Here is a 23,785-nt window from a genome sequence, read left to right on the forward strand (position 1 = left end):
CGTCAGTGGGCGAGACGATCCGTCGGCACTTCCTCGCGCCAGTAATCGAGCTGGCCGATCTGCGGGCCGCAAGTCATGCAGACTCCGCCGGGCAATTCCATCAGCCCGACGGCGGGATCGATGATCGGCTTTAACCATCCGAGCGCGGCGCCCGGGTTGACCAGCGGGTCGTCGATGTGGCTGATGACGTCGTTGGGGTCCCGTGCGGTCCACGCGTCCGGTACAAGGTCCACGTGGCGCCGGAGCACCAGGTTGATCGCCTTCAGGCCGTCGTAGCTGTGCGTTGGGCCGTTCAGCGTCGCCGGCAGGTTGGCGACCGTCACGCTCACGTTGCCGCGGAAGATGCCGCGCGCATGCAGGTCCAGTGCACCGTGGTTGACGAAAACCGTGTCGTCGGACGCGCCGCGGAACCCGGCGGCGCGGTTCGTGCTCGCGGTCTCGCCGAAGCTCACGCCCACGTCGTTGCCGAAGCTGCGGATCAGGGAATTGTTCAACGGATCGCGCCAGAACAGGTTCTGGTGCGCCATGAAGTCGCCAGGCACGTCGTTGGTCTTGATGGGCGCCGTCGGATTGCTGAAGAACCGGCGCCGCACCTCGCCCGCGAGTTGGGCGTCCGGCTTCCAGCCGCCGTTCGCGGCGTCGTTGCGGATGGTCGCGTCGAACGCGACGTAGCGCGCGGCCATCTCCGTCGCATGCACCATGTCCTGGTATTTCGCGATCATCGGCAGCAGCAGCAATATGGGGACCAGGACCAGCGCCAGGCCGAGGAATTCGACCAGCGCCTGGCCGCGCGCGGCGCGTTGGTGAAGGTGCCGCGGGCTCATTGGTCGCGTCCCGACGTGATCGTGTAGCCGCCGGAGAGGTAAGGCGTGAAGATGGCGGGATCGACCGGCATGTCGAACTTGGCGTCGACCGCCTTGATCTTGTCCTTGCCAAAGATCTCCATCAGCACGACGCCCTCGGTGCCGGCGGCGGGAATGAAGCTGCCTTCCTTGCTGACGCAGGCGCCCGCGCCGCCGGGTGTGGGTTGCACGACCTCGCAGACGTGGCCGGCGATGGTCTGCCGCTCGGCCGCCGCCGCTGCTCCCGGTGCGAGGCCGGTCAGCTGGCGCACGGCGTTCATCCGTTCCGCCAGGCGCGGATCGGCCGCGAGCGCCGCGGTGGTGGCATCGTACTGCGCGCGCGTGGGGGCGCGCGGGCGGGGCGCGGCGTTCGCATGGCCCGTCGCGTCGCATTCGCCTTCGGCTTTTTTGGCGACGAGGTCGATGCGGCATTCGCCTTTGGTGGAGGTCAGCACCGCGCCGCGCCGCTCGCTCTCGATCAAGCTGCAGTCTTCGGCCATCTGGACGTCGTAGCTCACCGAATAGACGATGTTGCGGTTCGGCGCCGAATAGTCGAAATTGTTGACACGCAGGGTCTGGTCCGGGAACGCAGCGGGGGGATGCGCGGGGCGGCCCAGGCGCCGGTTGCCTTCGACGCACACCGCGACCGCATGCTTGATGGTCTCCCGCAGGCTGCGGAAGCGCGGGCTGTTCGCATACTCGTCCTTGCGATGGACGTAGTGAACGGTGATCGGCTTGGCGGTGCGTCCGAGCGCCGAGTGGGGCGCGCTGGCGGCGTCGACTTGCCGTTCGACGGCGGTCATGGCGGGTGCCAGCGGTGCGGCGAGCGTGAGAATGAGTGCCGCGCAGGCGCGGGAACGGACGTGATTCATGGGGTTGCGACTCCTTGCAGCGCAGTTGCGGCGGCCACGACGGCGGTGGAGTTGCCGACGAGGTGGACTTGCCAATACGGGTTGAACAGGCTGCCCAGTTCGGTAGTGCCGTTGATTTGTTCGTGGTCGAAATAGACTTCGGACGTCGCGACGGCGGCCAGCACGCCGCCGGCTGCGGCGCCGTCGAACATGTGCAGGCGGCCGCCCGGCTTGACGGCCGACGTGCCCGCCGACGTCCTCGTCTGGTTCATGGCGCGCGTGACGCGGATGGCGAACTGCAGCCGCGGATCGGGGCGGCTCGACCCCGTCGGCGTGTAGTTGAGCGCCGCGTTGGACAGTTCGTAGAAATCGGGCACGCCGCTGTAGTACCAGGCGCTGCCAGGTGTCGATGTCGTCTTGCGATGGCCGTTGCCGAGCGAGTAATAGCCGGTCTGCACACAACGGAGGCTCAAGCCGCGGAATCTCTTTTTGCGGATCTCGAAGTGGGCCTGGTCGCGGGCTTCCCACGAGTTATAGCCGTTGAGTACGGTGCCGCCGGAGCGGTCCGCCGTGCCGGCCGGGACAACCGGGTTGCAAGGCCAGGGTGACGACGATGACCATGACCTGTTCCGCACGAAAGCGTCCTGATTGACGACGTTGACGATGAGGTCGCGCATGCGCTGACGCTGGTTGCCCGTATGACGGGAAATGAACGTACCGCCGCCCTGGAACGACGTCCAGTCGTCCTTCAGCGGCAAGGGCGTGACGGACACGCTGCCGTCGTTGCGATAGTTGGCGTCCGCGACCTCCTGGACCAGGGCGGTGCGCGCGAACAGGAAACCGGCGAACATGGTCGCCTGCATGAGCTTGAGTTCCGCTTTGGCGGTCTCGGCGGCCGCCACGACGATGGCGCCTCCACCCACGCCCCCGCCGGCACCGTTGAAAGCAGTGTCGGCGTAGTTCACCACCGTGTAGCCGGCAGGATAGGACAGGGCATAGCACAGCGGTACATAGGTAAGCGTGGCCAGTCCGACCGGCACCGAATATTGCGAATAACAGTACAGCGGCGGTACACCCTGCACATGGCCTTTCGAGTACTGCAGCCACGACGAAATGCTGACCATCTGCGCAATGGTCGCCTCGTTGGCAATCAGCGCACGGTTCGTGTACGCGTCGAAATTGAGCGCGCGCGCATGCATGACGCCGGCGCTGTACGCCACCGCGTCGGCCGTGTTCACGAGCTTGGTCTTCTCGGCTGTCAATTGTCCGGTGTTAAAAACATAAAACGTCGCGGCGGCCGCGCCCAGCAGGACCGCGATCCCGAAAACCAATGCCTGACCGCGCTGCCGGAGGGGCAGGCGCGGATGGCGTGCGGATGATGTGAAGTCGGGCATGGTTGAATCGGTTGTTACTGGCCGTCATGCCGCTGCCGGAGCGGCGGCGTTCGGGCTGGGTTACGTCGCGATGGGGTTGACCGATTACTGCGTACCGGCCTCACCTGCTTGCGCCTGGTTGCCGTAGGTCGACAGCGAGCGCTTCGTTTTCGCCGTGGTTGCTGCCGTCGAACCGGCGGTGGCGGCGGCCGTGACGTCCGCCTGCGCGTTATTACCGCCCACCTCGCTGGCGATCGCGCCCATCTGGGTGCGGACCGTGGTACCGAACAGCTGGGTCACGGCGATCGCGGCGACGGCGATCAGGGCGACGATGATGATGTATTCGGTCATGCCCTGACCGGATTCTTTACGGATACGGCGGTTGAGACGGGTCACAAAATTGTTTCGCATGAGAGCCTCCTTGTTGAGAAAGCGCAAAGACTATCACCCGAAACAGTGCTTCTCAATAAAACTTCTTATTCTAAATTTAACTATTTGGTGCAGCGCGGTAACTCCGTTTTCCTATGGAAAAAGAAAAATCGACATCCTGGATAGTACCCAAACTGTGAAATTTATTGTAGTAAATTGAACAAGTGAAAGTTTCTGAACGCCTGAGTGTGAAATTTCACATAGATTCAAAAGATTTAAGCCGGACAAGTTTTATTGTTAAATGGATTTCATCCGCATTTGTAACAACTGCGTGTGATTTGGTGAGAATGGCTGAGTTCGGCTAGTCGGCTTTCTCACCGGCCCGTTGACCGCGTATGCGCGGCGGCGGGCAGGTCAGAACGAGGCCAAAATCATGCAAAAAAAATTTTCCGGGCTGTGCTATTCATGCAACATAATCGCGCGGTCCTTGCGAGCTCATCAGTTTTATGCTTACGGGCTGGCGGATCGCCCTGACACGCCTCCGTAGCCGGACGGTAAGGCACCTTTAAGGTGGGTTCCACACCCCCCTTGTATAATGTGGCAACACTCAACGGCTCGCTACTTATGACCAACACCACCCATTTCGGCTACAAGACCGTCTCCGAGGACGAGAAGGTCCACGAGGTCGCCAAGGTATTCCACTCGGTCGCGTCCAAATACGACGTCATGAACGACCTGATGTCCGCCGGCCTGCACCGCGTGTGGAAGGCGTTCACCATTGCCCAGGCCGGCATTCGCCCCGGCTTCAAGGTGCTCGACATCGCGGGCGGCACGGGCGACCTGTCGAAGGCGTTCGCCAAGCAGGCGGGGCCCAGCGGCGAGGTCTGGCTGACGGACATCAACGAGTCGATGCTGCGCGTGGGCCGCGATCGTCTATTGAACAAGGGCCTCGTGACCCCCACCTTGCTGTGTGACGCGGAAAAGCTGCCGTTCCCCGACAATTATTTCGACCGTGTCAGCGTCGCCTTTGGCCTGCGCAACATGACGCACAAGGATGCGGCGCTGGCGGAAATGCGCCGCGTGCTCAAGCCGGGCGGCAAGCTGCTCGTGCTGGAATTCTCGAAAGTCGCGGCGCCGCTGCAAAAGCCGTACGACGTGTATTCGTTCTCGGTGCTGCCGTGGCTGGGCCAGCGCATCGCGGGCGATGCCGACAGCTACCGTTATCTGGCGGAATCGATTCGCATGCACCCGGACCAGGAGACGCTGAAATCGATGATGGAGACGGCGGGCCTGGAACGCGTCCAGTACTACAACCTGACGGCCGGTGTGGCCGCACTGCACACCGGCATCAAACTTTGAGGTGAACCCATGAAGAAGTTTTTGGCCAGCATGTTGATCGCGGTGATGGCATTGTCCAGCGTCGCCGATGCGCGCCCGCTCGGTGGCAGCCGGTCGTTCGGCCGCCAGTCGCAGTCCGTGAGCCGGATGCGCACGCCGGCACCGCCGCCCGCGCCTTACCAGCAGCCGTCGTACCAGCGTCCCGCGCCGGCGCCCGCCGTGCCGGCGCCGCTGCCCGTGAAGCGTCCGAGCATGTGGAAGGGCGTGCTCGGCGGTGCGCTGCTCGGCCTCGGCCTGGGCGCATTGTTCTCGCACTTCGGCATCGGCGGCGCCATGGCCGGCGCGCTGTCGTCGCTGCTGATGATCCTGCTGCTCGTGTTCGCCGTGATGTTCATCGTGCGCATGTTCCGCCGCAAGGATACGCCGGCGAATTCCGCCTTCACGGGCTTCGCCCCGAATCCCGTGCCCGCGTCGGGCACGCCGGAAATCGGTTCGGGCCTGAATGGCGGCTACCAGGGCAACCCGGGCGGCTTCCAGCCGGGCTTCTCGAACGGGCCCTCGCTGGACAAGGCGGCACCCGCGCACGAACCGTGGGGCGTGCCGGCCGGCTTCGACACGGACGCGTTCCTGCGTCACGCGAAGGCCTCGTTCATCCGCATGCAGGCCGCCTGGGACCGCAGTGACCTCGCCGACTTGCGCGAGTTCACGTCGCCCGAGGTGTACGCCGAACTGTCGTTGCAGGTCCAGGAACGGGGCGGCCAGCCCGACTTCACGGAAGTCGTCAACATCGATGCCCAGCTGCTGGGCATCGAGACGACGGAGCGCGACTATTTCGCGAGCGTGCAGTTCAACGGCATGATCCGCAATGCGCCGGGCGCGCAGCCGGAACCGTTCGTCGAAGTGTGGAACCTGGCCAAGCCCCTGAACGGTAGCGGCGGTTGGGTCCTGGCGGGCATCCAGCAGATTACTTAAAAATTTCGCAATCTAAAGCTTGTGCTCCGGGTTTTATGCTCTGGTGAACTGGTAAGATCGAAACCGCCCGACGATGCCGGGCGGTTTTATTTTGTGAATACGAATCCCTCATGTCTTCGACTTCCTCTTTCCTGTCGCCGCAACGGGGCTTGACGGCCCCGGCCGTGGCGACGATCAACCACTTGCTGGCGCAGGAAGCGTGGGCGCGCGATGCCCTGATGCGCCACGCCGGCAAGACCGCCTGCATCGATACCGGCCATCTCGCCTTGCGCATGCGCGTCGCGCGCGACGGCATGCTCGAGACGGCGGGCGCCGACGACGCGGCCAGCGTCACCATCCACGTCAAACTCTCCGACGTGCCGCTGATCCTGCAGAACCGCGACCGCGCGTTCTCGTACGTGCGCATCGACGGCGACGCCGAGTTCGCCAACACGATCTCGCAGCTGTCGAAAGGCTTGCGCTGGGATGCCGAGCACGACCTCGAGCGCGTGTTCGGCCCGATCGGCGCCGTGCGCCTCGCGGACGGTGCGCGCTCGGCCGTGACGGGCGCGGCCACGGCCGGCCGTCGGCTGGCGGAGAACGTCGCCGAATTCCTGCTGGAAGAACGGCGCGTGCTCGTGCGGCCTGCCACCGTCGACACGTTCGCGGACGACGTCGGCCACCTGCGCGACGACGTCGAACGGACGGCCAAGCGCATCGCCAGGCTGGAGCAAAAGCTGGCGCAACAAGCGGAGCGCAGTGCCGCGCCGCCGATTCCTGATACACCTTCGGACCACTGATGATCCTGAAATTCCTGCGCCTGCTGAAGATCTTCACCGTCATCGTCAAATACGGCCTGGACGAGATCGCGATTTCCGGCCTCGACGTACCGCGTACCGCCCGCGTGATCAATACCGTCTTCTTCTGGCGCAGCTTCACGTCGCCGCGCGCGATCCGCCTGCGGCTGGCGCTGGAAGAGCTCGGCCCCATCTTCGTGAAATTCGGCCAGGTATTGTCGACGCGGCCCGACCTGATGCCGCCGGACATAGTGGCCGAGCTGTCGCTGCTGCAGGACCGCGTGCCGCCGTTCGATTCCGACCTGGCCGTTGCCCAGATCACGCGCTCGCTCGGCGCGTCGCCGGACATGCTGTTCGCGTCGTTCGATCGCACGCCGATCGCGTCCGCGTCGATCGCGCAGGTGCACTTCGCGACCTTGAAGGACGGCAGGGAAGTCGCGGTGAAAGTGCTGCGTCCGGGCATGAAGTCGACGATCGACGAGGACGTCGCCCTGATGCAGATGGCGGCCGGCGTCATCGAAAAAGTGTGGGCCGACAGCCGCCGGCTGAAGCCGCGCGAAGTCGTGGCCGAGTTCGACAAATACCTGCACGACGAGCTCGACCTGATGCGCGAGGCGGCCAACGCCAGCCAGCTGCGCCGCAACTTCGCGAACTCCGACCTGCTGCTCGTGCCGGAAATGTACTGGGACTATTGTTCCAGCAGTGTGATCGTGATGGAGCGCATGAACGGCATCCCGATCTCGCAGACGGACCGCCTCGTCGCGGCAGGTGTCGATCTGAAAAAATTGTCCAGCGATGGCGTCGAGATCTTTTTCACGCAGGTGTTCCGTGATGGCTTTTTTCACGCCGACATGCACCCCGGGAACATCCTCGTGTCCATCGATCCGGCCACGTTCGGCCGCTACATCGCGCTGGACTTCGGCATCGTCGGCACTTTGAACGATTTCGACAAGGACTACCTGTCGCAGAACTTCCTCGCGTTCTTCCGGCGCGACTACAAGCGCGTCGCGGAGGCGCACATCGAATCGGGCTGGGCGCCGCGCGACACCCGCGTCGACGAGCTGGAAGCCGCGGTGCGCGCCACGTGCGAGCCGATCTTCGACCGTCCGCTGAAAGACATCTCGTTCGGCCAGGTGCTGCTGCGCCTGTTCCAGACGTCGCGCCGCTTCAACGTCGAAGTGCAGCCGCAGCTCGTGCTGCTGCAGAAGACGATGCTGAACATCGAGGGCCTGGGCCGCCAGCTCGACCCGGACCTCGACCTGTGGAAGACGGCGAAACCGTACCTGGAGCGCTGGATGGCGGAGCAGGTCGGCTGGCGCGGCATGGCCGAGCGGTTGAAGGCCGAGGCGCCGCGCTTCGCCCAGATCTTCCCGCAGCTGCCGCGCCTGATGCACCAGGTCTTGCACAAGCGCGCGTACAGCGACTTCGACTTGGGCGACCTGGTGGCGAGCATGCTGGTCGAGACACGCCGCGCCACGCGCCTGCTGGTCTTCGTCGCGTGCGCGACGGGTATCATCGCCGTGCTCGTCGCCGGCATGTTCGCGTCCGGGCATTTGCACTGGACACCGTGATGGCCGCACCGCCGGCGTTCTCCAGCCGCGATCCGCTGTCGCCGCAATTCTGGGACGAGCGTTTCGAGCGCGCGTTCACGCCGTGGGAGCGGGGCGGGGTGTCGATGGCGTTGCGGCGGTTCGTCGCAGATGCCGCGCGCCCGCTCGTTGCGCTGGCGCCGGGCTGCGGCACGGCGCACGAACTGGCCTTGATGTGCGAGGCCGGCTGGGACGCCACCGCCATCGATTTCTCGCCCGAGGCCGTCGCGCGCGCCCGCGCGCTGGCGGGGCCGTGGGCCGACCGCATCCTGCAGGCCGACTTCTTCACGTACGCGCCGGCGCGGCCGCTGGACCTCGTCTACGAGCAGGCGTTCCTGTGCGCCATGCCCCGCGAGCGTTGGGACGCCGTCGCGCGGCGCTGGGAAGCGCTGCTGGCGCCGGGTGGTCTGCTGGCCGGCTATTTCTACTTCGACGATGCAGCGAAAGGGCCGCCGTTCGGCACCTCCCGTGCGCGGCTTGATGAACTGTTGCACAACGGGTTCGAGTGCATCGCGGATGAGGCGGTCGAGGATTCCATTCCGGTGTTCGCGGCGAAGGAACGGTGGATGGTGTGGCGCAAGCGCCAGCGTATGCTCTGACCGACCCGCGGCGTCAATCCGCGTCCATCTGCAGTACGACCTTGCCTTTGGCGCGACCTTGCTCCAGGTATGCGAGGCCCGCTTTCGCCTGGGTGAACGGAAACACCTTATCGATCACGGGCCTGATACGCCCGGCTTTCAGCAGTTCGCCGATACTCGCGAGCTGGCTGCCATCGGGACGGACGAACATGAAGCTGTAGGTTGCGCCACGTTGTTTGGCAAGCCGCCGGATTTTGGCACTCAGCAAACGAAACACGAGTTTCATCACGACGTTCATGCCGCGTGCCCGCGCAAATGCCGCATCGGGCGGACCGATCAAGGAAACGGCTTTGCTGTGTGGGCGCAGGATGTCCAGCGCCGTTTCCAAACCGTCGCCCCGTGTCGTTCCCAGCACGGCGTCGTAGTCGTGCAGCACGTCTTCAACGTCCTGTTTTTTGTAGTCGACCACTTCATCCGCACCGAGCGTGCGTACCAACTCGATATTGGCCGTGCTGGTGGTCGTGCCCACGGTCGCGCCCCAATGCTTTGCCAGTTGGATCGCAAAGGTGCCGATGCCGCCGGAACCAGCGGGTATGAAGATTTTTTGGCCGGGCTTGAGTTGCATGTGCTCTTTGAACGCTTGCCACACGGTCAAGCCAACCATGGGGATCGATGCGGCCTCGATAAAGCTCAGGTTCGCCGGCTTCAGCGCTGCCGCGTGTTCAGGCACCGCGACGAATTCCGCAAAGCTGCCGTTGCCAAGGTCGAACACGCTGCCGTACACCGCATCGCCTGGCTGGAAGCGGCTTACGCGGCTTCCGACTTCGACCACCACGCCTGCAAAATCACTGCCCATCGTTGCGGGCAGTTGAAATTTGAGGATGGGTTTGAACATCCCCTTCGGGATCATGTTGTCGATTGGGTTCAGGCCAGCGGCGCGCACCTTGACCAGGATGTCGTCGGGCCCGATCGTTGGACGAGCGACGTCGGCGAATGCGAGCGCCTCCGCTCCGCCATATCGTTTCAAAACGAGTGCTTTCATGTCGTGTTCTCAGTAGGGGCGGGTCGGTCAGGACAGGCGCAAATCCTTGCGCAGGCCCGCATCGATCACGCTGGTCGGGGCAAACCTGCGCAGCAGGCGCAAACGTCCCGCGAGTCCCCCTGCCGTGTAACGCAGCTTCGGGCTGGCGGCTTGTGCGGCCTCGAGCACCGTTCGCGCGACCACTGCGGGACCTTCGGCCGACTCCATCACTTCGGATACGCGTTTGGTCACGGCCACGCGTACGTCGCGATAATCCTCGAGCATGGCATCCGCCTGCAGAAGGTTGGCGTCGAACGGTGTTTTTGTGTAGGCAGGCTCGACAACCACGGAGCGAATGCCCCAGGTGCGCAATTCGTGGTCCAGGGATTCCGAGTAGCCTTCAATCGCATGCTTGGTCGCTGCGTACAAGGCGCCATAGGGCATCGGGAGGAAGCCGAGTACCGAGCCCATATGGATGATGCGTCCGGAACCCCGGCTGCGCATGTGCGGCAGCACCGCACGCGTCATGCGTACCACGCCAAAGAAGTTGGTATCGAAAATCGCCTGCGCTTGTTCGATCGAGCTTTCTTCGGCGCCGGCGGGTGCCACGCCGAACCCCGCGTTGTTGACGAGCAGATCGATACGGCCTTCCTTTCGCAAGACGGTATCGATGGCTTCACGCACCGAGACATCGCTGGTCACGTCGAGCGCGATCATGTCGAAGGGGCGCGTCTTGCCGGGCTTGATGCTGCGGCTCGTGCCGTAGACCTTGTAGCCGGCCTCGGCCAACTGCGTGGCGGTGGCTTCTCCGATGCCGGACGAAGCGCCGGTCACCAGTGCGATCTTGATTTCCATGAGATTTCCTTTTTTGTAAACAAAGTTCGTACGCTACGAGGGATACAAATATGACGGTCATCATATTTGCGTTCAAAAAAAAGCCCGTGACGCCTCAATCACGGGCCGGCAGCAGATACTTGAGCGACGCCGCGCGCAAGGCTTCCGACAGCTTGGGGTCGTCCACGGCTCGGGCAACCACCGCGGTACCGATAAGACCGCATACCAGCATCATCGCCTGCTCATGCGTCTCGCGCTGGCCCCAGCCCGGCATCTGACGAGCAAATAAATCGATCATTTCCTTGATATGGACAGTGGCGGCGCGACGCACTTCAGGCGCTTGGCGGGGCATTTCCGAGCCCAGCGCCGAGACCGGACACCCGGTCTCGATGCCGGCCATGTGCTCATCCGACAAGTACGCTTGCATCATTCGTTGCAACGCCTGGCCCGGCGGCGCAGTCGCCGCCACGCGCGCCGCCAGCGCGACGGATTCGGCACCCGCTCGGTCTCCCGCTTCCGCAAGCAACGCGTCGCGCGACGCAAAGTGCGCGTAGAAGCCGCCATGCGTCAAGCCTGCTTCCTTCATGATGTCGGCCACGCCTGTCCCGTCATAACCGCTGCGCCGGATCGCGCGCGCAGCGACGTCCACGATACGGTCATGCGTGGCTTCCTTGCGGTTCTTGGTAGCGGGGTTGTTGGGTTTCCTTGGCATGACGGTCATCATATCAGTGTTTTGTTTGTGCCGCATGCGAGCTCAAAAAAACGCTGGACGATGCGCTGCAGGGCTTGGCGTCGCGCCCAAAAAAAAGAAGGCTGTGTTCGCGGTAGTTATGCGAACTGAAACTGGTTGCAGCGGTCATACGGATCGTCGAGTTAACTCATGGGGGAGTGACGATGCGCGCCGTGCCGTTCGACGATGTGTTCGCCCAGTTGACGGCGGTACAGCTGTCCGCCGTCGACCTTGCCCGGCTGCGGAAATGGGTCGCGGGCATCTCCCATCCGGCCGAGTGCATCGCGCTGATCGAGCACGCTACTCGAGGACGCCCGTGTCCGCGCTGCGCTTGTCCTCGCGTCCACCGCTGCGGCCAGGCCAGCGGCCTGCAACGCTTTCGCTGTCTCGGCTGCGGGCGCAGCTTTAACGCGTTGACGGGTACGCCGCTCGCAAGGTTACGGAAGAAAGAACACTGGCTGGCGTACCTGCAGTGCGTGCTCGAATCGCGCACCGTGCGCGAGGCGGCACGTGTCGTCGGCGTCCATCGCACTACCAGTTTTCGCTGGCGCCATCGCTTCGTGCCGGGCGCGATGCGCGATCGGCCGTCAACTCTGTCTTCTATCGTCGAGGCCGACGAGACGTACCGGCTCGAATCCCAGAAAGGCTCGCGCAACATGACGCGCAAGCCGAGGAAGCGCGGCGGCGTGGCGAAAAAGCGCGGCATCAGCGGTGAACTCGACTGCCTTCTCGTCGCGCGTGACCGCAGTGGACAGACGCTCGATTTTCACACTGGCCGCGGACCGGTGACGGTGGCGCAATTGGAAAAGTGCCTCAAGCCCGCGCTGCTGCCCGACGTCCTCTTGATCAGCGATTCGGCGCGCTCGTACCGTCACTTCGCGAAGCAAGCCGGCATCATGCATGAGATGGTGAACACGAAGGGAGGCGGCCGGGCACGCGGCGCAATCCACATTCAAAACGTCAACGCATGGCACGGTCGCTTCAAGAGCTGGCTGGTACGATTCCGCGGCGTCGCGAGCCGCTACCTGATCAATTACTCGGGTTGGCAACGCGTGCTCGATGCGCGACGGCTGACGACGCCGGCTCATCTGTTGTGCGCTGCTGTTCAGCTCGGCTAAGCGGTGGCGTCACCGAATTATCGCGAACACAGCCAAAAAGAAAGGCCCGCAAGCGGGCCCGGATTTGAAGTGTTTTTCTTCGGTATTGCGGCGGGCCGGAAACCGGTCGCGCATACTTCTGTTTCTTAAACCTTCGTGCAGCTCTTGCTGCTGAGAATGCTATTTAAACAGTTAAGTTGATATTCGGCAAACGGAACCCATCCGTGCGGTGACGAAAAACAACACTGTTTCCATGCTGCAGCAAGTTGTCGGGACGGCCACAGGCCCCCTCGATGGCCGCCAGGGTCAAAATCTCCCGCAAAAGCTTTATAATTCAGGGTTTTGATGATTTTTGCGGAGTATTCAGATGCCGATTTACGCCTACCGCTGCGATGAATGCGGTTTTGCCAAGGATGTACTGCAAAAAGTTTCCGATCCGGTTCTGACCGTGTGCCCGTCGTGCGGCAAGTCATCGTTCAAGAAGCAAGTCACCGCCGCCGGTTTCCAGTTGAAAGGTACCGGCTGGTACGTGACCGACTTCCGCGGTGGCAGCACCCCGGCCACCGGCACGGCGCCGGCAGCGTCGACGCCGGCGGCGTCCGACGGCGGGGCGAGCACGGAAGCGTCGGCCGCGCCGGCCCCGGCCGCCGCACCGGCGAAAGACAGCAGCAGTAACTGACAAACTGCGCCGGCCCTGCGCGGCCGGCGCATAATGTGCACCCGACACTTTCATCGGACGAGACCCGTCACGACTAACGATGCGTAAATATTTCATCACAGGCGCGCTGGTGCTGGTTCCCCTGGCGATCACGGCCTGGGTGCTGAACTTCGTGATCAGCACGCTGGACCAGTCGCTCGTCCTCGTGCCGAGCGAGTGGCAGCCGCGCACCTATATCCCGGGCCTGGGCGCCATCATCACGCTGGCCATCGTGTTCGTGACCGGCGTGCTGACCAATAACCTGGTCGGCAAGTGGTTCGTGCGCATGTGGGAGCGGCTGTTGCAGCGCATCCCCGTCGTGAACTCCGTGTACGGCAGCGTCAAGCAGGTGTCCGACACGTTGTTCTCGTCGTCGGGCAATGCGTTCCGCAAGGCCGTCCTGATTCCGTATCCGCACGAGAATTCGTACACGATCGCCTTTCTCACCGGCGTGCCGGGCGGCGACGTCAAGAACCACCTGGTGGGCGACTACGTGAGCGTGTACGTGCCGACCACCCCCAATCCGACGTCCGGCTTCTTCCTGATGATGGAACGCAGCCGGGTCGTCGAACTGGACATGACGGTCGATGCGGCCCTCAAGTACATCGTCTCGATGGGCGTCGTGGCGCCCCCGTCGCCGCTCGACGCCGCGCCCGATACGCACGTCGCCATCGCGGCGGAATAGAACAAGGCAGCAAAGAATCCAGGGCCGGCGATAGAAGCGGGCCCACCGAATCAACCAACCAGGATCGAAAAACTATGTCCTCCATGCGTACTCACTACTGCGGCCTCGTGACCGAAGAGCTGCTGGGCCAAACCGTCAGCCTGTGCGGCTGGGTGCACCGCCGCCGCGACCACGGCGGGGTGATCTTCATCGACCTGCGCGACCGCGAAGGTCTCGTGCAGGTCGTCTGCCACCCCGACAATGCCGACGTGTTCAAGGTCGCCGAGCACGTGCGCAACGAGTACTGCCTGCGCGTGACGGGCACCGTCGTGAACCGCCTGGAGGGCACCGCCAACGCCAACCTGAAGTCGGGCAAGATCGAGATCAACACCACCAGGCTGGAAGTGCTGAACGCTTCGGTGCCGGTCCCGTTCCAGCTGGACGACGACAACCTGTCGGAAACGACGCGCCTGACGCACCGCGTGCTCGACCTGCGCCGCCAGCAGATGCAGCACAACCTGCGCCTGCGTTACAAGGTGTCGATGGAAGTGCGCAAGTACCTGGACAACCTGGGCTTCATCGACATCGAGACCCCGATGCTGACCAAGTCCACGCCGGAAGGCGCGCGCGACTACCTGGTGCCGTCGCGCGTCAACCCCGGTAACTTCTTCGCGCTGCCGCAGTCGCCGCAGCTGTTCAAGCAGCTGCTGATGGTCGCGAACTTCGACCGTTACTACCAGATCACCAAGTGCTTCCGCGACGAAGACCTGCGCGCCGACCGCCAGCCGGAATTCACCCAGATCGACTGCGAGACGTCGTTCCTGACCGAGCAGGAAATCCGTGACCTGTTCGAAGACATGATGCGCGTCGTCTTCAAGAACGCAGCCGGCATCGACCTGCCGAACCCGTTCCCCGTGATGGACTTCGCCACGGCGATGGGTTCCTACGGTTCCGACAAGCCGGACATGCGCGTGAAGCTGCAGTTCACCGAGCTGACGGAGCTGATGAAGACCGTCGAATTCAAGGTCTTCAACAACGCCGCGAACATGGCGGGTGGCCGCGTCGTCGGCATGCGCGTGCCGCAGGGCGGTTCGATGCCCCGTTCGGAAATCGACGCGTACACGCAATTCGTCGGCATCTACGGCGCCAAGGGCCTCGCCTACATCAAGGTCAACGAGAAGGCCAAGGGCCGCGATGGCCTGCAGTCGCCGATCGTCAAGAACATCTCGGACGACGTGCTGGCCAAGGTGCTGGAACTGACGGGCGCCGAAGACGGCGACCTGATCTTCTTCGGTGCCGATAAAGCCAAGGTCGTGAACGACTCGATCGGCGCGCTGCGCGTGAAGATCGGCCACTCGGAATTCGGCAAGAAGGCCGGCCTGTTCGAGGACGTCTGGGCGCCGCTGTGGGTCATCGACTTCCCGATGTTCGAGTACGACGAAGACGGCGACCGCTGGAACGCCACGCACCACCCGTTCACGGCACCGAAGGACGGCCACGAAGACATGCTCGAGACGAACCCGGGCGCCTGCGTCGCCAAGGCCTACGACATGGTGCTGAACGGCTGGGAACTGGGCGGCGGCTCGATCCGTATCCACCGCGAGGAAGTCCAGAGCAAGGTGTTCCGCGCGCTGAAGATCGACGCGGAAGAAGCGCAGCTGAAGTTCGGCTTCCTGCTCGACGCGCTGCAGTACGGCGCGCCGCCGCACGGCGGCCTGGCGTTCGGCCTGGACCGCCTGATCACGCTGATGACGGGCTCCGAGTCGATCCGCGACGTGATCGCGTTCCCGAAGACCCAGCGCGCGCAGGACCTGCTCACCAACGCGCCGTCGGAAGTCGACGAGAAGCAGCTGAAAGAGCTGCACATCCGCCTGCGCAACGAGCCGAAGGTCGCTTGATGTTTGGTGGGCACGGGGTGCCCACCCTACGCAAACCTGCCGTAGGGTGGGCTCCCCGAGCCCACCGTTGGTCGCGATCCAGCGAAAACTCATGCCCCACAAGATCCCCGAATCCGTCCTCGTCGTCATCCACACCGCCGACCTCGAGGTGCTGCTGATCGAACGCGCCGACCGGCCCGGCTTCTGGCAATCCGTCACCGGCTCGCTCGACCGCCCAGACGAACCGCTGCTGGAGACGGCAACCCGCGAACTGTTCGAGGAAACGGGCATCGTCGCCGACGGCGAGCGCATCGTCCTGAACGACTGGCACTTGTCGAACATCTACGAGATCTACGAGACCTGGCGCCACCGCTACGCGCCCGGCGTCACGCACAACACGGAACACGTGTTTTCCGTCTGCGTGCCACGCGACATCGCGATCACGCTCGCGCCGCGCGAACACGTGGCATACGCGTGGCTGCCGTTGCTGGCCGCGGCCGACCGCTGCTTTTCCAGCTCCAACGCGGAAGCCATCCTGCAATTGCGGCACCACTTTCCTGCTGCGTAAACGAATCGCCACGCCCGCATGACGAAACGGTGAATTTCAATCGTGCGGCTGGCAATCCATGCTATGTTGTATTGCCCTGTAGCAATGGTATTCTGATCGACATCGCATGCGCCGCGCAACACACCTCGGATTCGCCGCCGCCGCCGCCGTCATGGTGCTGGTGGCGGCCGTGCCGTTCTGGCTGAACCGCTCCGTCAACGTCATGCTGGCGCAGGCGCGCGCCGAGCTGCTCGCGCAGCAGCGCCTGGACGACATCCTGACCAGCTTGCGCGACGCCGAGACGGCCCAGCGCGGCTTCATCGTCACCGGTAACGACGCCTTCCTCGAACCGTACGAGCAGGCGCGGCGCACGCTGCCCGGCACCCTGCACGACGCGAAGGAAAAGGCGCGCACGGATGCCGAACGGGCCACCGTGTGGCGCATCTCGCGCCTGGTCGAACTCAAGCTGGCCGAACTCGACGAAACCATCCAGCTGCGCCGGCACGCAGGCTTCGAGCCGGCCGAGCGCGTGGTCAGCTCGCTGCGCGGCAAGCTGTACATGGACGACCTGCGCCGCATCGTGGCGGCGGAACAGGTGCGCAACAAGGCCCGGCGCGACGCGCTGCGCGTCGACCTGCTGGCGCGCTCGGAAAAGTCGTTCTATCTGAGCGTCGCGGCGACGGCCGCCAATATCCTCGTGCTGGGCGTGCTGCAGCTGGTCGTGATGCGGGCGCTGCGTGCGCGCCGCGCCGCCGCCGCGCAACTGCAGGCCCAGGCCGGCCAGCTTGCGCAGGCGGTCGCCCTGGCGACGCGTCACAACCGCGAGCTGACGGTCGTCGCGGAACTGCTGCGTGCCGTCGACGCCGTGCCGTCGGTCGCCGCGACCGGCCCCGTGCTCGCGCGCGCGATGCCCAAGCTGCTGCCCGGCGTGGCCGGTACGCTGTTCCTGCTGCGCGACGACGACAACCAGCTGGATCGCCAGGCGCAGTGGGGGACGCCGTCCGACCAGCCTCCCTCAATCGACATCGACACTTGCTGGGCACTGCGCCACCGGGCGCGCTACCGGACGTCGGGCCACGGCGAGCCGGCCTGCGCCCACTACCGCACGCCGGCGGGCGATGCGCCGGGACGCCTGTGCATCCCGCTCGTCACGCACGACGAATTGCTGGGCATGCTGCACCTCGAGGGACTGGCGACGGGCCCGGAGCAGGACGAGCAGGAGCGCCTCGCGGTGACGGTCGCCGAGCAGTTCGCGCTGGCGCTGGGGAATGCGCGCCTGCGCGAGTCGTTGCGCCGCCAGTCCGTGCTCGATCCGCTCACGGGCCTGTTCAACCGGCGCCACTTCGACGCGGCGCTGAAGCGCGAGCTGGCGCGGGCGCGGCGCAAGAACGTGCCGGTGAGCCTCGTGCTCGTCGATATCGACCATTTCAAGCGCGTCAACGACGACTATGGCCACGCCGTCGGCGACGCCGTGCTGCGCACCATCGCGCAGCAACTGCGCCAGGGCATCCGCGAAGGCGACATCGCCTGCCGCTACGGCGGCGAGGAGCTGGTGCTGCTGCTGCCGGACTGCACGGCCGCGGATGCGTGCGCGCGCGCGGAGGCGATCCGCGGCGCGCTGGAAGGCGCGACACCGAACCCCGACGGCGAGGGGCCGGAACGGATCACGGCGTCGTTCGGCGTCGCGTCGTATCCCGTCCACGCGCAGGATGCCGAGTCCTTGTTCTGGGCGACCGACAAGGCACTGTACCGCGCCAAGCAGGAAGGCCGTAACCGCGTGCTGATGGGCGCGTGACCCGCGTGCAGGCTGCCGGCGCGGTTGTCTTCCCGCCAACGCCGTGCGAAGCACTGTTGCAAGCACCCAACCGGTAGAATATGGCTGTCGCCCTTGGCGCGTGTCACAAATTCCACATGGAAACAAATGTTTCTTGACCGAAATGGGTGGGAGTTGATACTTTCGGTCTTGAAGAATTCACCGCAAGTGTCCACATTCCGAGGCGCACCATGGCCGACACACTCACCATTCCAATCGACCAAGTCCAGATCGGCCTGTATATCCACCTCGACCTGAAGTGGTTCCAGCATCCGTTCGCATTCAGCCATTTCAAGGTCAAGACCGAGGACCAGTTGCGCACGTTGCGCGGCCTCGGGATCGACACCGTCCGCGTCGATCCCGCGCTCAGCGACGTGCCCGTGCCGTCCGCCGCGCCGGACCAGCCTCCGCCCCCGCCGGCGCCCGCCATGTCGGCGGAGGCGCGAGCCGAATCGCCCGTCATGGCGGCGAAGCGGCAAATGATGGAACGCATCCGCGAACAGCGCGAGAACGCGGCCCGCATCGAGCAGGCGTTCGTGGACACGGCGCGGGCGATCCGCGACATCGACCGCAACCTGTTTTCCCAGCCGGCCGAGACCGTGCGCGTGGCCGGCAAGCTGATCGGCCAGATCACCGAGTCGATTTTGTCCGCGCCCGAGCTCGCGATCAACCTGATGGGCGACAAGCTGGGCGGCGAGGAAGTCTATGTGCACTCGCTGAACGTCACGATGCTGTCGATGATGATCGCGCGCGACATCAAGCTGCCGCACGAGCTGGCCAACGTGCTGGGCATGGGCGCGCTGCTGCACGACGTCGGCATGAAGAACATTCCGGACAAGGTGTTGAACAAGCTCGACGCCTACAACCACGCCGAGCAGGCGTTCGTCGAGACGCATTGCCACGGCGGCTTCGAGATCGGCCAGAAGCTGGGCCTGGCGGCGCCGGCGCTGGCCATCATCCGCGACCATCACGAGATGTTCGACGGCACCGGCTACCCGCGCCACCTGCAGGGCGAGGCGACCGGCGTCCTGGCCCGCATCGTGTCGATCGCGAACCATTACGACGAGTTATGCAATCCGCGCAATCCGGCCGAGTCGCTCACGCCGCACGAGGCGCTGTCGCTGATGTTCGCCAAGATGCGCAGCCGCTTCGATCCGAAGCTGCTGCAGGTATTCATCCGCTGCCTCGGCGTCTACCCGCCGGGCACGATCGTCCAGCTCGCGAACGGCGTCGTCGGCATGGTCGTCAACGTCAATACCGCGAAGCCGACGCGGCCCCAGGTCATGATCTACGAGGCCAGCGTGCCGCGCGAGGAAGCGATCGTCGTGGACCTGGAGCAGCAGCCCGACCTGAACATCGTGAAGTCGATCCGCCCGTCCCAGGTGCCGAAGGACATCTATAACTACCTCAGCCCGCGCAAGCGCGTCAGCTATTATTTCGACGCCCGCGACCCCGGCCGCAGGAGCCAGTCATGAGCCTGCACCAGCTGATGATCGACCACAGCCCGTACATGGCGATGCTGGTCGATCCGGCCGATTTGCGCATCCTTGTCGCCAGCCGCATGGTCGAGCAGGTGCTCGGCTATTCGCGCGAGCAGTTGCAGGGGATGATCATCACCGACATCGAAAGCTCGCTGCAGGACGTGTTCTATTGGGAGGACGTGCGCGCCGGCCAGTATCTCGACGTCGAGGCGCAGGAGGGCGAGTATTTATGCGCCGACGCTTCGCTGCTGACGGTGATGAAGTCGGTGCGCGTGATCGACGACGCCGGCCGGCCGCTGCTGCTCGTGCGCGCGCGCGACCGCCGCCACGAGCGCCAGGTCGAGGCGCTTCTCGAGCAGACCCTCGCGCAGCTGCGCACGACGCTCGAGTCCACGGCCGACGGCATCCTCGTGATCGACTGGCATGGCAAGATCACGAGCATGAACCGGCTGTTTTCCGCGATGTGGGACATCCCGGCCGTGCTGCTGCAGGCGGGCGAGGACGACGGTATCATCGAATACATCGCGGGGCAGGTCGAAGAGAGCGACGTGATCCGCGGCCGCCTGCGCCAGGTGGCCGACACGGCCGAGACGCAGGACCTGTTCCGCCTGAAGAACGGCCGCTTCTTCGAGTGCCGCTCGCGGCCCCAGTTCCTGGGCGAGCGCGTGGTGGGCCGCGTATTCGGCTATACCGACGTCACCGAGCGCCACCGCGCCGAGGAGGCGCTGCGCGAGTCGCGCGACCAGCTGGAATCGAAGGTGCGCGAACGCACGCGCGACCTGCGCGAGGCGAACGCCACGCTGGAGCAGGAAAAGGCGCGCCAGGCGGACCTGATCAAGAAGCTGGGCGAGGCGCAAAGCCAGCTGCTGCAGGCGGAAAAAATGGCGTCGATCGGCGTGCTGGCGGCCGGCGTGGCCCACGAGATCAACAACCCGATCGGCTTCGTCAACTCGAACCTGGGCAGCCTGCAGCGGTATGCACTGGCGATGCTCAAGCTGCTCGACAGCTACCAGGCGCTGGAAGGCTCGCTCAGCCCGGACGACCGCGCCTCGATCGCGCGCCTGAAGAAGGAAGTCGACGCCGACTATCTGCGCGAAGACCTGGAGCCGCTGCTGCGCGAATCGCTCGACGGCATCGACCGCGTGCGCCGCATCGTGCAGGACATGAAGGATTTCTCGCACGTCGACGGCGGCGGCCTGCAGTATGCCGACCTGGAGGCGGGCCTGAACAGCACGTTGAACGTCGTCTGGAACGAGGTCAAGTACAAGGCCGAGGTGACCAAGGAATACGCCAACCTGCCGCAGATCGAATGCTATCCGTCGCAGCTGAACCAGGTGTTCATGAACCTCCTGGTGAATGCCGCGCACGCGATCGAGAAGCACGGGCGCATCACGCTGCGCACGGGCTACGACGAGCGCCAGGTGTGGATCGAGGTCGAGGACACCGGCACCGGCATCGCGCAGGACAAGCTGGGGCGCATCTTCGAACCGTTCTTCACCACGAAGCCGGTCGGCAAGGGCACGGGCCTGGGCCTGTCGCTGTCGTACGGCATCGTGCAAAAGCATGGCGGCCGCTTCGACGTGCACAGCGAAGTGGGCAAGGGCACGCGCTTCCGCGTCGTGCTGCCGCGGTTCCGTCCCGTACCCGAAGCGGGCGTCGTCATCTGATCTCCTGGCCGGGGCCGCCCGGCATCTCATCCGCACAGCAGGCGGGAACTTCCTGAGTCCGGTCGAGTCCAAAACACCGTCAACACCACGCCGGACGCGCGGCGGCCAAATGTGCGGCCGCGATTAAATGTTAACTAAATTTTAATCGAACAGACGTTGATCGGGGTGATAATGCGTGATTTTTTCGTTGATAAATGTTGCGTGATTCTTGTCACAGGGGAGAAATTCCCCTAGGGATACGGAACTAAATTCGGCAGAGGTAACGTAGCACGATACATTAGTCGGTTTGACAGTGTTAGACGATTTCATTAAGGTCAACCGGTCGTTTCTGGCGACTTAACACTTTAGCAATGTCCAACAAAGGGAGGAATCATGAGCGAACGCAGACACGAGCAGAAGGTCAAGGACGTTGGCGTCGATAACGATTATCTGTGCATCGAGCTGTTGAGCGGTCTTCGCCTGATAGGTCCGCTGCGCACGAATCCGGTTTACCGCGACCCTGTCACCCCACCTCAAGCGCGTCCTCTGCCGACCGGCGACTACAGACACGCCGCCGTCGCACCCTGAGCATCACCCAACGCCTTTTCCGGCCGTGAGCCGGGAAGGGCTCCCCCGCGCACGATTGCGCTTCCCACCCCGCAAAGGCACGGACTGATGGGGTTACAATGTTCCCATGAAAATCCGTGTTGCGACCTACAACATCCACAAGGGCGTCTCTTCCTTTCGTAGTACGCCGCGCGTGTTGGCGCTGAAAAAAGCCATCGGTGCCTTCGACGCGGACGTCGTGTTCCTGCAGGAAGTGCAGGGGCGGCACGACCGCTACCAGGCCCGCTACGGTGAAAAGGTCCGCAGTCCCCATCATCACTGGCCCGAGAAGGCCCAGCACGAATTCTTTGCCGGGGAAAACTTGCACGCGGCCTATGGCATGAACGCCGTGTACGACCACGGCCACCACGGCAACGCGCTGCTGTCCGGCTTTCCGATCTCGAACCAGAACAACCACGACGTGTCCGACCACGCCTACGAACAGCGCGGCATCCTGCATTGCGTGCTCGAAACGGCGTCCGGCAACGTGCACTGCTACGTCGTGCACCTGGGCCTGTTCGAAGGCAGCCGTCGGCGCCAGACGGACCTCCTGATCAACTGCGTGCAGGACTCCGCGCGCGACGGCGAGCCCGTCATCATCGCCGGCGACTTCAACGACTGGCGCAACACCCTCAGCGACTGCCTGCGCGCGAAGCTGGGCGTCGTCGAGGTATTCGACGAACTGGAGCGGCCGTCGCGGCTCGGCACCAGGATCGGCGACATGGTACGCAGTGCGGCCGGCCGCGAAAAACGCCTGGTCCCGGCGCGGACGTTTCCTGCCGCGCTGCCCTGGTTCCGGCTCGACCGGATCTATGTGCGCGGCTTCCAGGTCGAGCATGCCGAAGTGCTGCACGGCCCGCAGTGGGCGCGCCTGTCTGACCATGCACCGATCGTGGCCAACCTGCAGCTGACCTAGCGATGCGCACCGTCACGTATGTAGCCAACAACGACGTTTCACTCCTCGAAAGCGGCAGCACCTATTTCCCGGCGCTGCTGGCGGCCATCGATGCGGCCCGGCAGGAGATCCTGTACGAGACCTATATCTATGCCGAGGACGACACCGCGCGTGCCGTCACCGCCGCGCTGATCCGCGCCGCCCAGCGCGGCGTCAAGGTGCGCGTGCTGGCCGACTGGTTTGGCACGGGCAACCGCACCGCGTGCCGCCTGAAAGAGGCATTCTGCGGCGCCTGCGTGCACTACCGCATGTTCAACCCGTGGTTCAAGCGAGGCGCCGCGCGCAGCCATCGCAAGATCGCCGTGATGGACCGCGAGGTCGCGTTCGTCGGCGGCATCAACACGAACGACGACAACCTGCACGACTACGAACCGCACGCCCCGCTGCCGGCGCCCCGCTGGGATTTCGCCGTGCGCGTACGCGGGCCGCTCGTGGCGGAGATCCACCGCGAAGCCCAGGCGCAGTGGGCGCGGGCCGGTCACCTGCCGCTCGTCCGCCGCATCAACCTGTTCCGCGAGATGCGCAAGCAGCCGGCCGCGCTGGGCGACCATCCGATGCGTGCCGCGTTCGTCGTGCGCGACAACCTGCGCAACCGCCGCACGATCCAGCGCGCCTACCTGCAGGCGATCGGCCGCGCGCGCAAGCGCGTGCTGATGGCCACGCCGTATTTCGCGCCGGGCCGCAAGTTCCGCGAGGCGCTGTGCCAGGCCGCGCGGCGCGGCGTCGACGTGTGCCTGATGATCGGCGTGGGCGAGTTCCGCATGCAGGACGCCGTCGCGTCGTCGTTCTACCCGCAACTGCTGGCCGCGGGCGTGCGCATCGTCGAGTACCGCAAGACGCAGTTGCACGCGAAGGTCGCGGTCGTCGACGACAACTGGGCCACGGTCGGGTCCAGCAATTGCGACGGGCTGTCGCTGTTCGTCAACCAGGAAGCGAACGTCGTCGTGCGCGACGCCCACTTCGCGATGACGCTCGCGCGCCAGATCGAGCGCGGCGTCGCCGACGGCGTGCAGGTATGCATGGATGATCTGCGGCAACTGAGTTGGGTGCGCCGCTGCGGCCACGAAATGGCCTATCTTCTCTATAAAATGACGATGCGGGTCGTGGCGATCGGCTACGCCTGAGTGGA

The 23,785-nt window shown here is 64.5% G+C and carries 23 protein-coding genes; 16 read left to right on the forward strand and 7 right to left on the reverse strand.

Annotated features, from left to right (window positions below):
• Positions 1-2 precede the first annotated feature (2 nt).
• The 4 genes from HAV22_RS12785 to HAV22_RS12800 all read right to left on the reverse strand — a co-directional run bounded on the left by HAV22_RS12785 (position 3) and on the right by HAV22_RS12800 (position 3,417).
• The gene (locus HAV22_RS12785) at positions 3-824 is read right to left on the reverse strand and encodes a hypothetical protein (RefSeq protein ID WP_166859473.1); all 822 of its coding nucleotides are present in this window, start codon (positions 822-824) and stop codon (positions 3-5) included.
• A complete protein-coding gene (locus HAV22_RS12790; protein ID WP_166859474.1) occupies positions 821-1,714 on the reverse strand; it encodes a hypothetical protein in 894 nt (297 codons plus the stop codon). The genes HAV22_RS12785 and HAV22_RS12790 overlap by 4 nt, the downstream gene beginning before the upstream one ends.
• The gene (locus tag HAV22_RS12795; RefSeq protein ID WP_166859475.1) at positions 1,711-3,087 is read right to left on the reverse strand and encodes a pilus assembly protein TadG-related protein; all 1,377 of its coding nucleotides are present in this window, start codon (positions 3,085-3,087) and stop codon (positions 1,711-1,713) included. Before HAV22_RS12795 ends, HAV22_RS12790 begins: the two co-directional genes overlap by 4 nt.
• 84 nt (positions 3,088-3,171) lie before the next feature.
• Positions 3,172-3,417 carry a hypothetical protein gene (locus HAV22_RS12800; protein WP_229421212.1) on the reverse strand — a complete coding sequence of 82 codons (246 nt, stop codon included), beginning with the start codon at positions 3,415-3,417 and terminating at the stop codon, positions 3,172-3,174.
• A 642-nt stretch (positions 3,418-4,059) separates the two neighbouring features.
• Here HAV22_RS12800 and ubiE point away from each other — a divergent pair.
• The 5 genes from ubiE (at position 4,060) to HAV22_RS12825 (ending at position 8,709) form a co-directional block, all read left to right on the forward strand.
• On the forward strand, positions 4,060-4,794 hold the full coding sequence (ubiE, locus tag HAV22_RS12805; protein WP_166859477.1) for a bifunctional demethylmenaquinone methyltransferase/2-methoxy-6-polyprenyl-1,4-benzoquinol methylase UbiE: 735 nt from the start codon (positions 4,060-4,062) through the stop codon (positions 4,792-4,794).
• A 9-nt stretch (positions 4,795-4,803) separates the two neighbouring features.
• Positions 4,804-5,745 carry a Tim44 domain-containing protein gene (locus HAV22_RS12810; protein ID WP_166859478.1) on the forward strand — a complete coding sequence of 314 codons (942 nt, stop codon included), beginning with the start codon at positions 4,804-4,806 and terminating at the stop codon, positions 5,743-5,745.
• 110 nt (positions 5,746-5,855) lie between these two features.
• Entirely contained in the window at positions 5,856-6,524 is a 669-nt protein-coding gene (locus HAV22_RS12815; protein WP_166859479.1) for a ubiquinone biosynthesis accessory factor UbiJ, read from the forward strand.
• Positions 6,524-8,092 (forward strand): ubiquinone biosynthesis regulatory protein kinase UbiB, encoded by a 1,569-nt coding sequence (gene ubiB, locus HAV22_RS12820; protein ID WP_166859480.1) that lies wholly within the window; start codon positions 6,524-6,526, stop codon positions 8,090-8,092. Before HAV22_RS12815 ends, ubiB begins: the two co-directional genes overlap by 1 nt.
• Complete coding sequence (locus HAV22_RS12825) at positions 8,092-8,709, forward strand: methyltransferase domain-containing protein (protein WP_166859481.1); 618 nt, start codon at positions 8,092-8,094, stop codon at positions 8,707-8,709. Before ubiB ends, HAV22_RS12825 begins: the two co-directional genes overlap by 1 nt.
• Positions 8,710-8,722: 13 nt before the next feature.
• Here HAV22_RS12825 and HAV22_RS12830 read toward each other — a convergent pair whose 3' ends face one another.
• From HAV22_RS12830 to HAV22_RS12840, 3 genes are all read right to left on the reverse strand, one after another.
• Entirely contained in the window at positions 8,723-9,730 is a 1,008-nt protein-coding gene (locus HAV22_RS12830; RefSeq protein WP_166859482.1) for an NADP-dependent oxidoreductase, read from the reverse strand.
• Positions 9,731-9,757: 27 nt separating this feature from the next.
• Complete coding sequence (locus tag HAV22_RS12835; protein ID WP_166859483.1) at positions 9,758-10,564, reverse strand: oxidoreductase; 807 nt, start codon at positions 10,562-10,564, stop codon at positions 9,758-9,760.
• Positions 10,565-10,658: 94 nt separating this feature from the next.
• Positions 10,659-11,267 carry a TetR/AcrR family transcriptional regulator gene (locus HAV22_RS12840; RefSeq protein ID WP_166859681.1) on the reverse strand — a complete coding sequence of 203 codons (609 nt, stop codon included), beginning with the start codon at positions 11,265-11,267 and terminating at the stop codon, positions 10,659-10,661.
• A 170-nt stretch (positions 11,268-11,437) separates the two neighbouring features.
• On the opposite strand from HAV22_RS12840, the gene HAV22_RS12845 reads away from it, so the two are divergent.
• The 11 genes from HAV22_RS12845 to clsB all read left to right on the forward strand — a co-directional run bounded on the left by HAV22_RS12845 (position 11,438) and on the right by clsB (position 23,780).
• Entirely contained in the window at positions 11,438-12,391 is a 954-nt protein-coding gene (locus tag HAV22_RS12845) for an IS1595 family transposase (protein ID WP_166859484.1), read from the forward strand.
• Between the two features lie 346 nt (positions 12,392-12,737).
• Positions 12,738-13,049: an FmdB family zinc ribbon protein gene (locus HAV22_RS12850; RefSeq protein WP_166859485.1), complete on the forward strand. Its 312-nt coding sequence runs from the start codon at positions 12,738-12,740 to the stop codon at positions 13,047-13,049.
• A gap of 79 nt (positions 13,050-13,128) precedes the next feature.
• Positions 13,129-13,752 carry a DUF502 domain-containing protein gene (locus tag HAV22_RS12855; RefSeq protein ID WP_166859486.1) on the forward strand — a complete coding sequence of 208 codons (624 nt, stop codon included), beginning with the start codon at positions 13,129-13,131 and terminating at the stop codon, positions 13,750-13,752.
• A gap of 83 nt (positions 13,753-13,835) precedes the next feature.
• Positions 13,836-15,629: an aspartate--tRNA ligase gene (gene aspS / locus HAV22_RS12860; protein ID WP_208296176.1), complete on the forward strand. Its 1,794-nt coding sequence runs from the start codon at positions 13,836-13,838 to the stop codon at positions 15,627-15,629.
• A 91-nt stretch (positions 15,630-15,720) separates the two neighbouring features.
• Positions 15,721-16,176, forward strand: a complete 456-nt coding sequence (nudB, locus tag HAV22_RS12865; protein WP_166859488.1) for a dihydroneopterin triphosphate diphosphatase — start codon at positions 15,721-15,723, stop codon at positions 16,174-16,176.
• A gap of 106 nt (positions 16,177-16,282) precedes the next feature.
• On the forward strand, positions 16,283-17,950 hold the full coding sequence (locus HAV22_RS12870; protein WP_166859489.1) for a diguanylate cyclase: 1,668 nt from the start codon (positions 16,283-16,285) through the stop codon (positions 17,948-17,950).
• Between the two features lie 209 nt (positions 17,951-18,159).
• Entirely contained in the window at positions 18,160-19,443 is a 1,284-nt protein-coding gene (locus HAV22_RS12875; protein WP_166859490.1) for an HD-GYP domain-containing protein, read from the forward strand.
• Entirely contained in the window at positions 19,440-21,116 is a 1,677-nt protein-coding gene (locus HAV22_RS12880) for a PAS domain-containing sensor histidine kinase (RefSeq protein ID WP_166859491.1), read from the forward strand. Before HAV22_RS12875 ends, HAV22_RS12880 begins: the two co-directional genes overlap by 4 nt.
• A 372-nt stretch (positions 21,117-21,488) precedes the next feature.
• On the forward strand, positions 21,489-21,683 hold the full coding sequence (locus HAV22_RS12885) for a hypothetical protein (protein ID WP_166859492.1): 195 nt from the start codon (positions 21,489-21,491) through the stop codon (positions 21,681-21,683).
• 106 nt (positions 21,684-21,789) lie between these two features.
• Positions 21,790-22,617 (forward strand): endonuclease/exonuclease/phosphatase family protein, encoded by an 828-nt coding sequence (locus HAV22_RS12890; protein WP_166859493.1) that lies wholly within the window; start codon positions 21,790-21,792, stop codon positions 22,615-22,617.
• Positions 22,618-22,619: 2 nt separating this feature from the next.
• A complete protein-coding gene (clsB, locus tag HAV22_RS12895) occupies positions 22,620-23,780 on the forward strand; it encodes a cardiolipin synthase ClsB (protein ID WP_166859494.1) in 1,161 nt (386 codons plus the stop codon).
• Positions 23,781-23,785: the final 5 nt, after the last annotated feature.

This window comes from Telluria antibiotica (assembly GCF_011682055.1).
GTDB lineage: Bacteria > Pseudomonadota > Gammaproteobacteria > Burkholderiales > Burkholderiaceae_D > Telluria > Telluria antibiotica.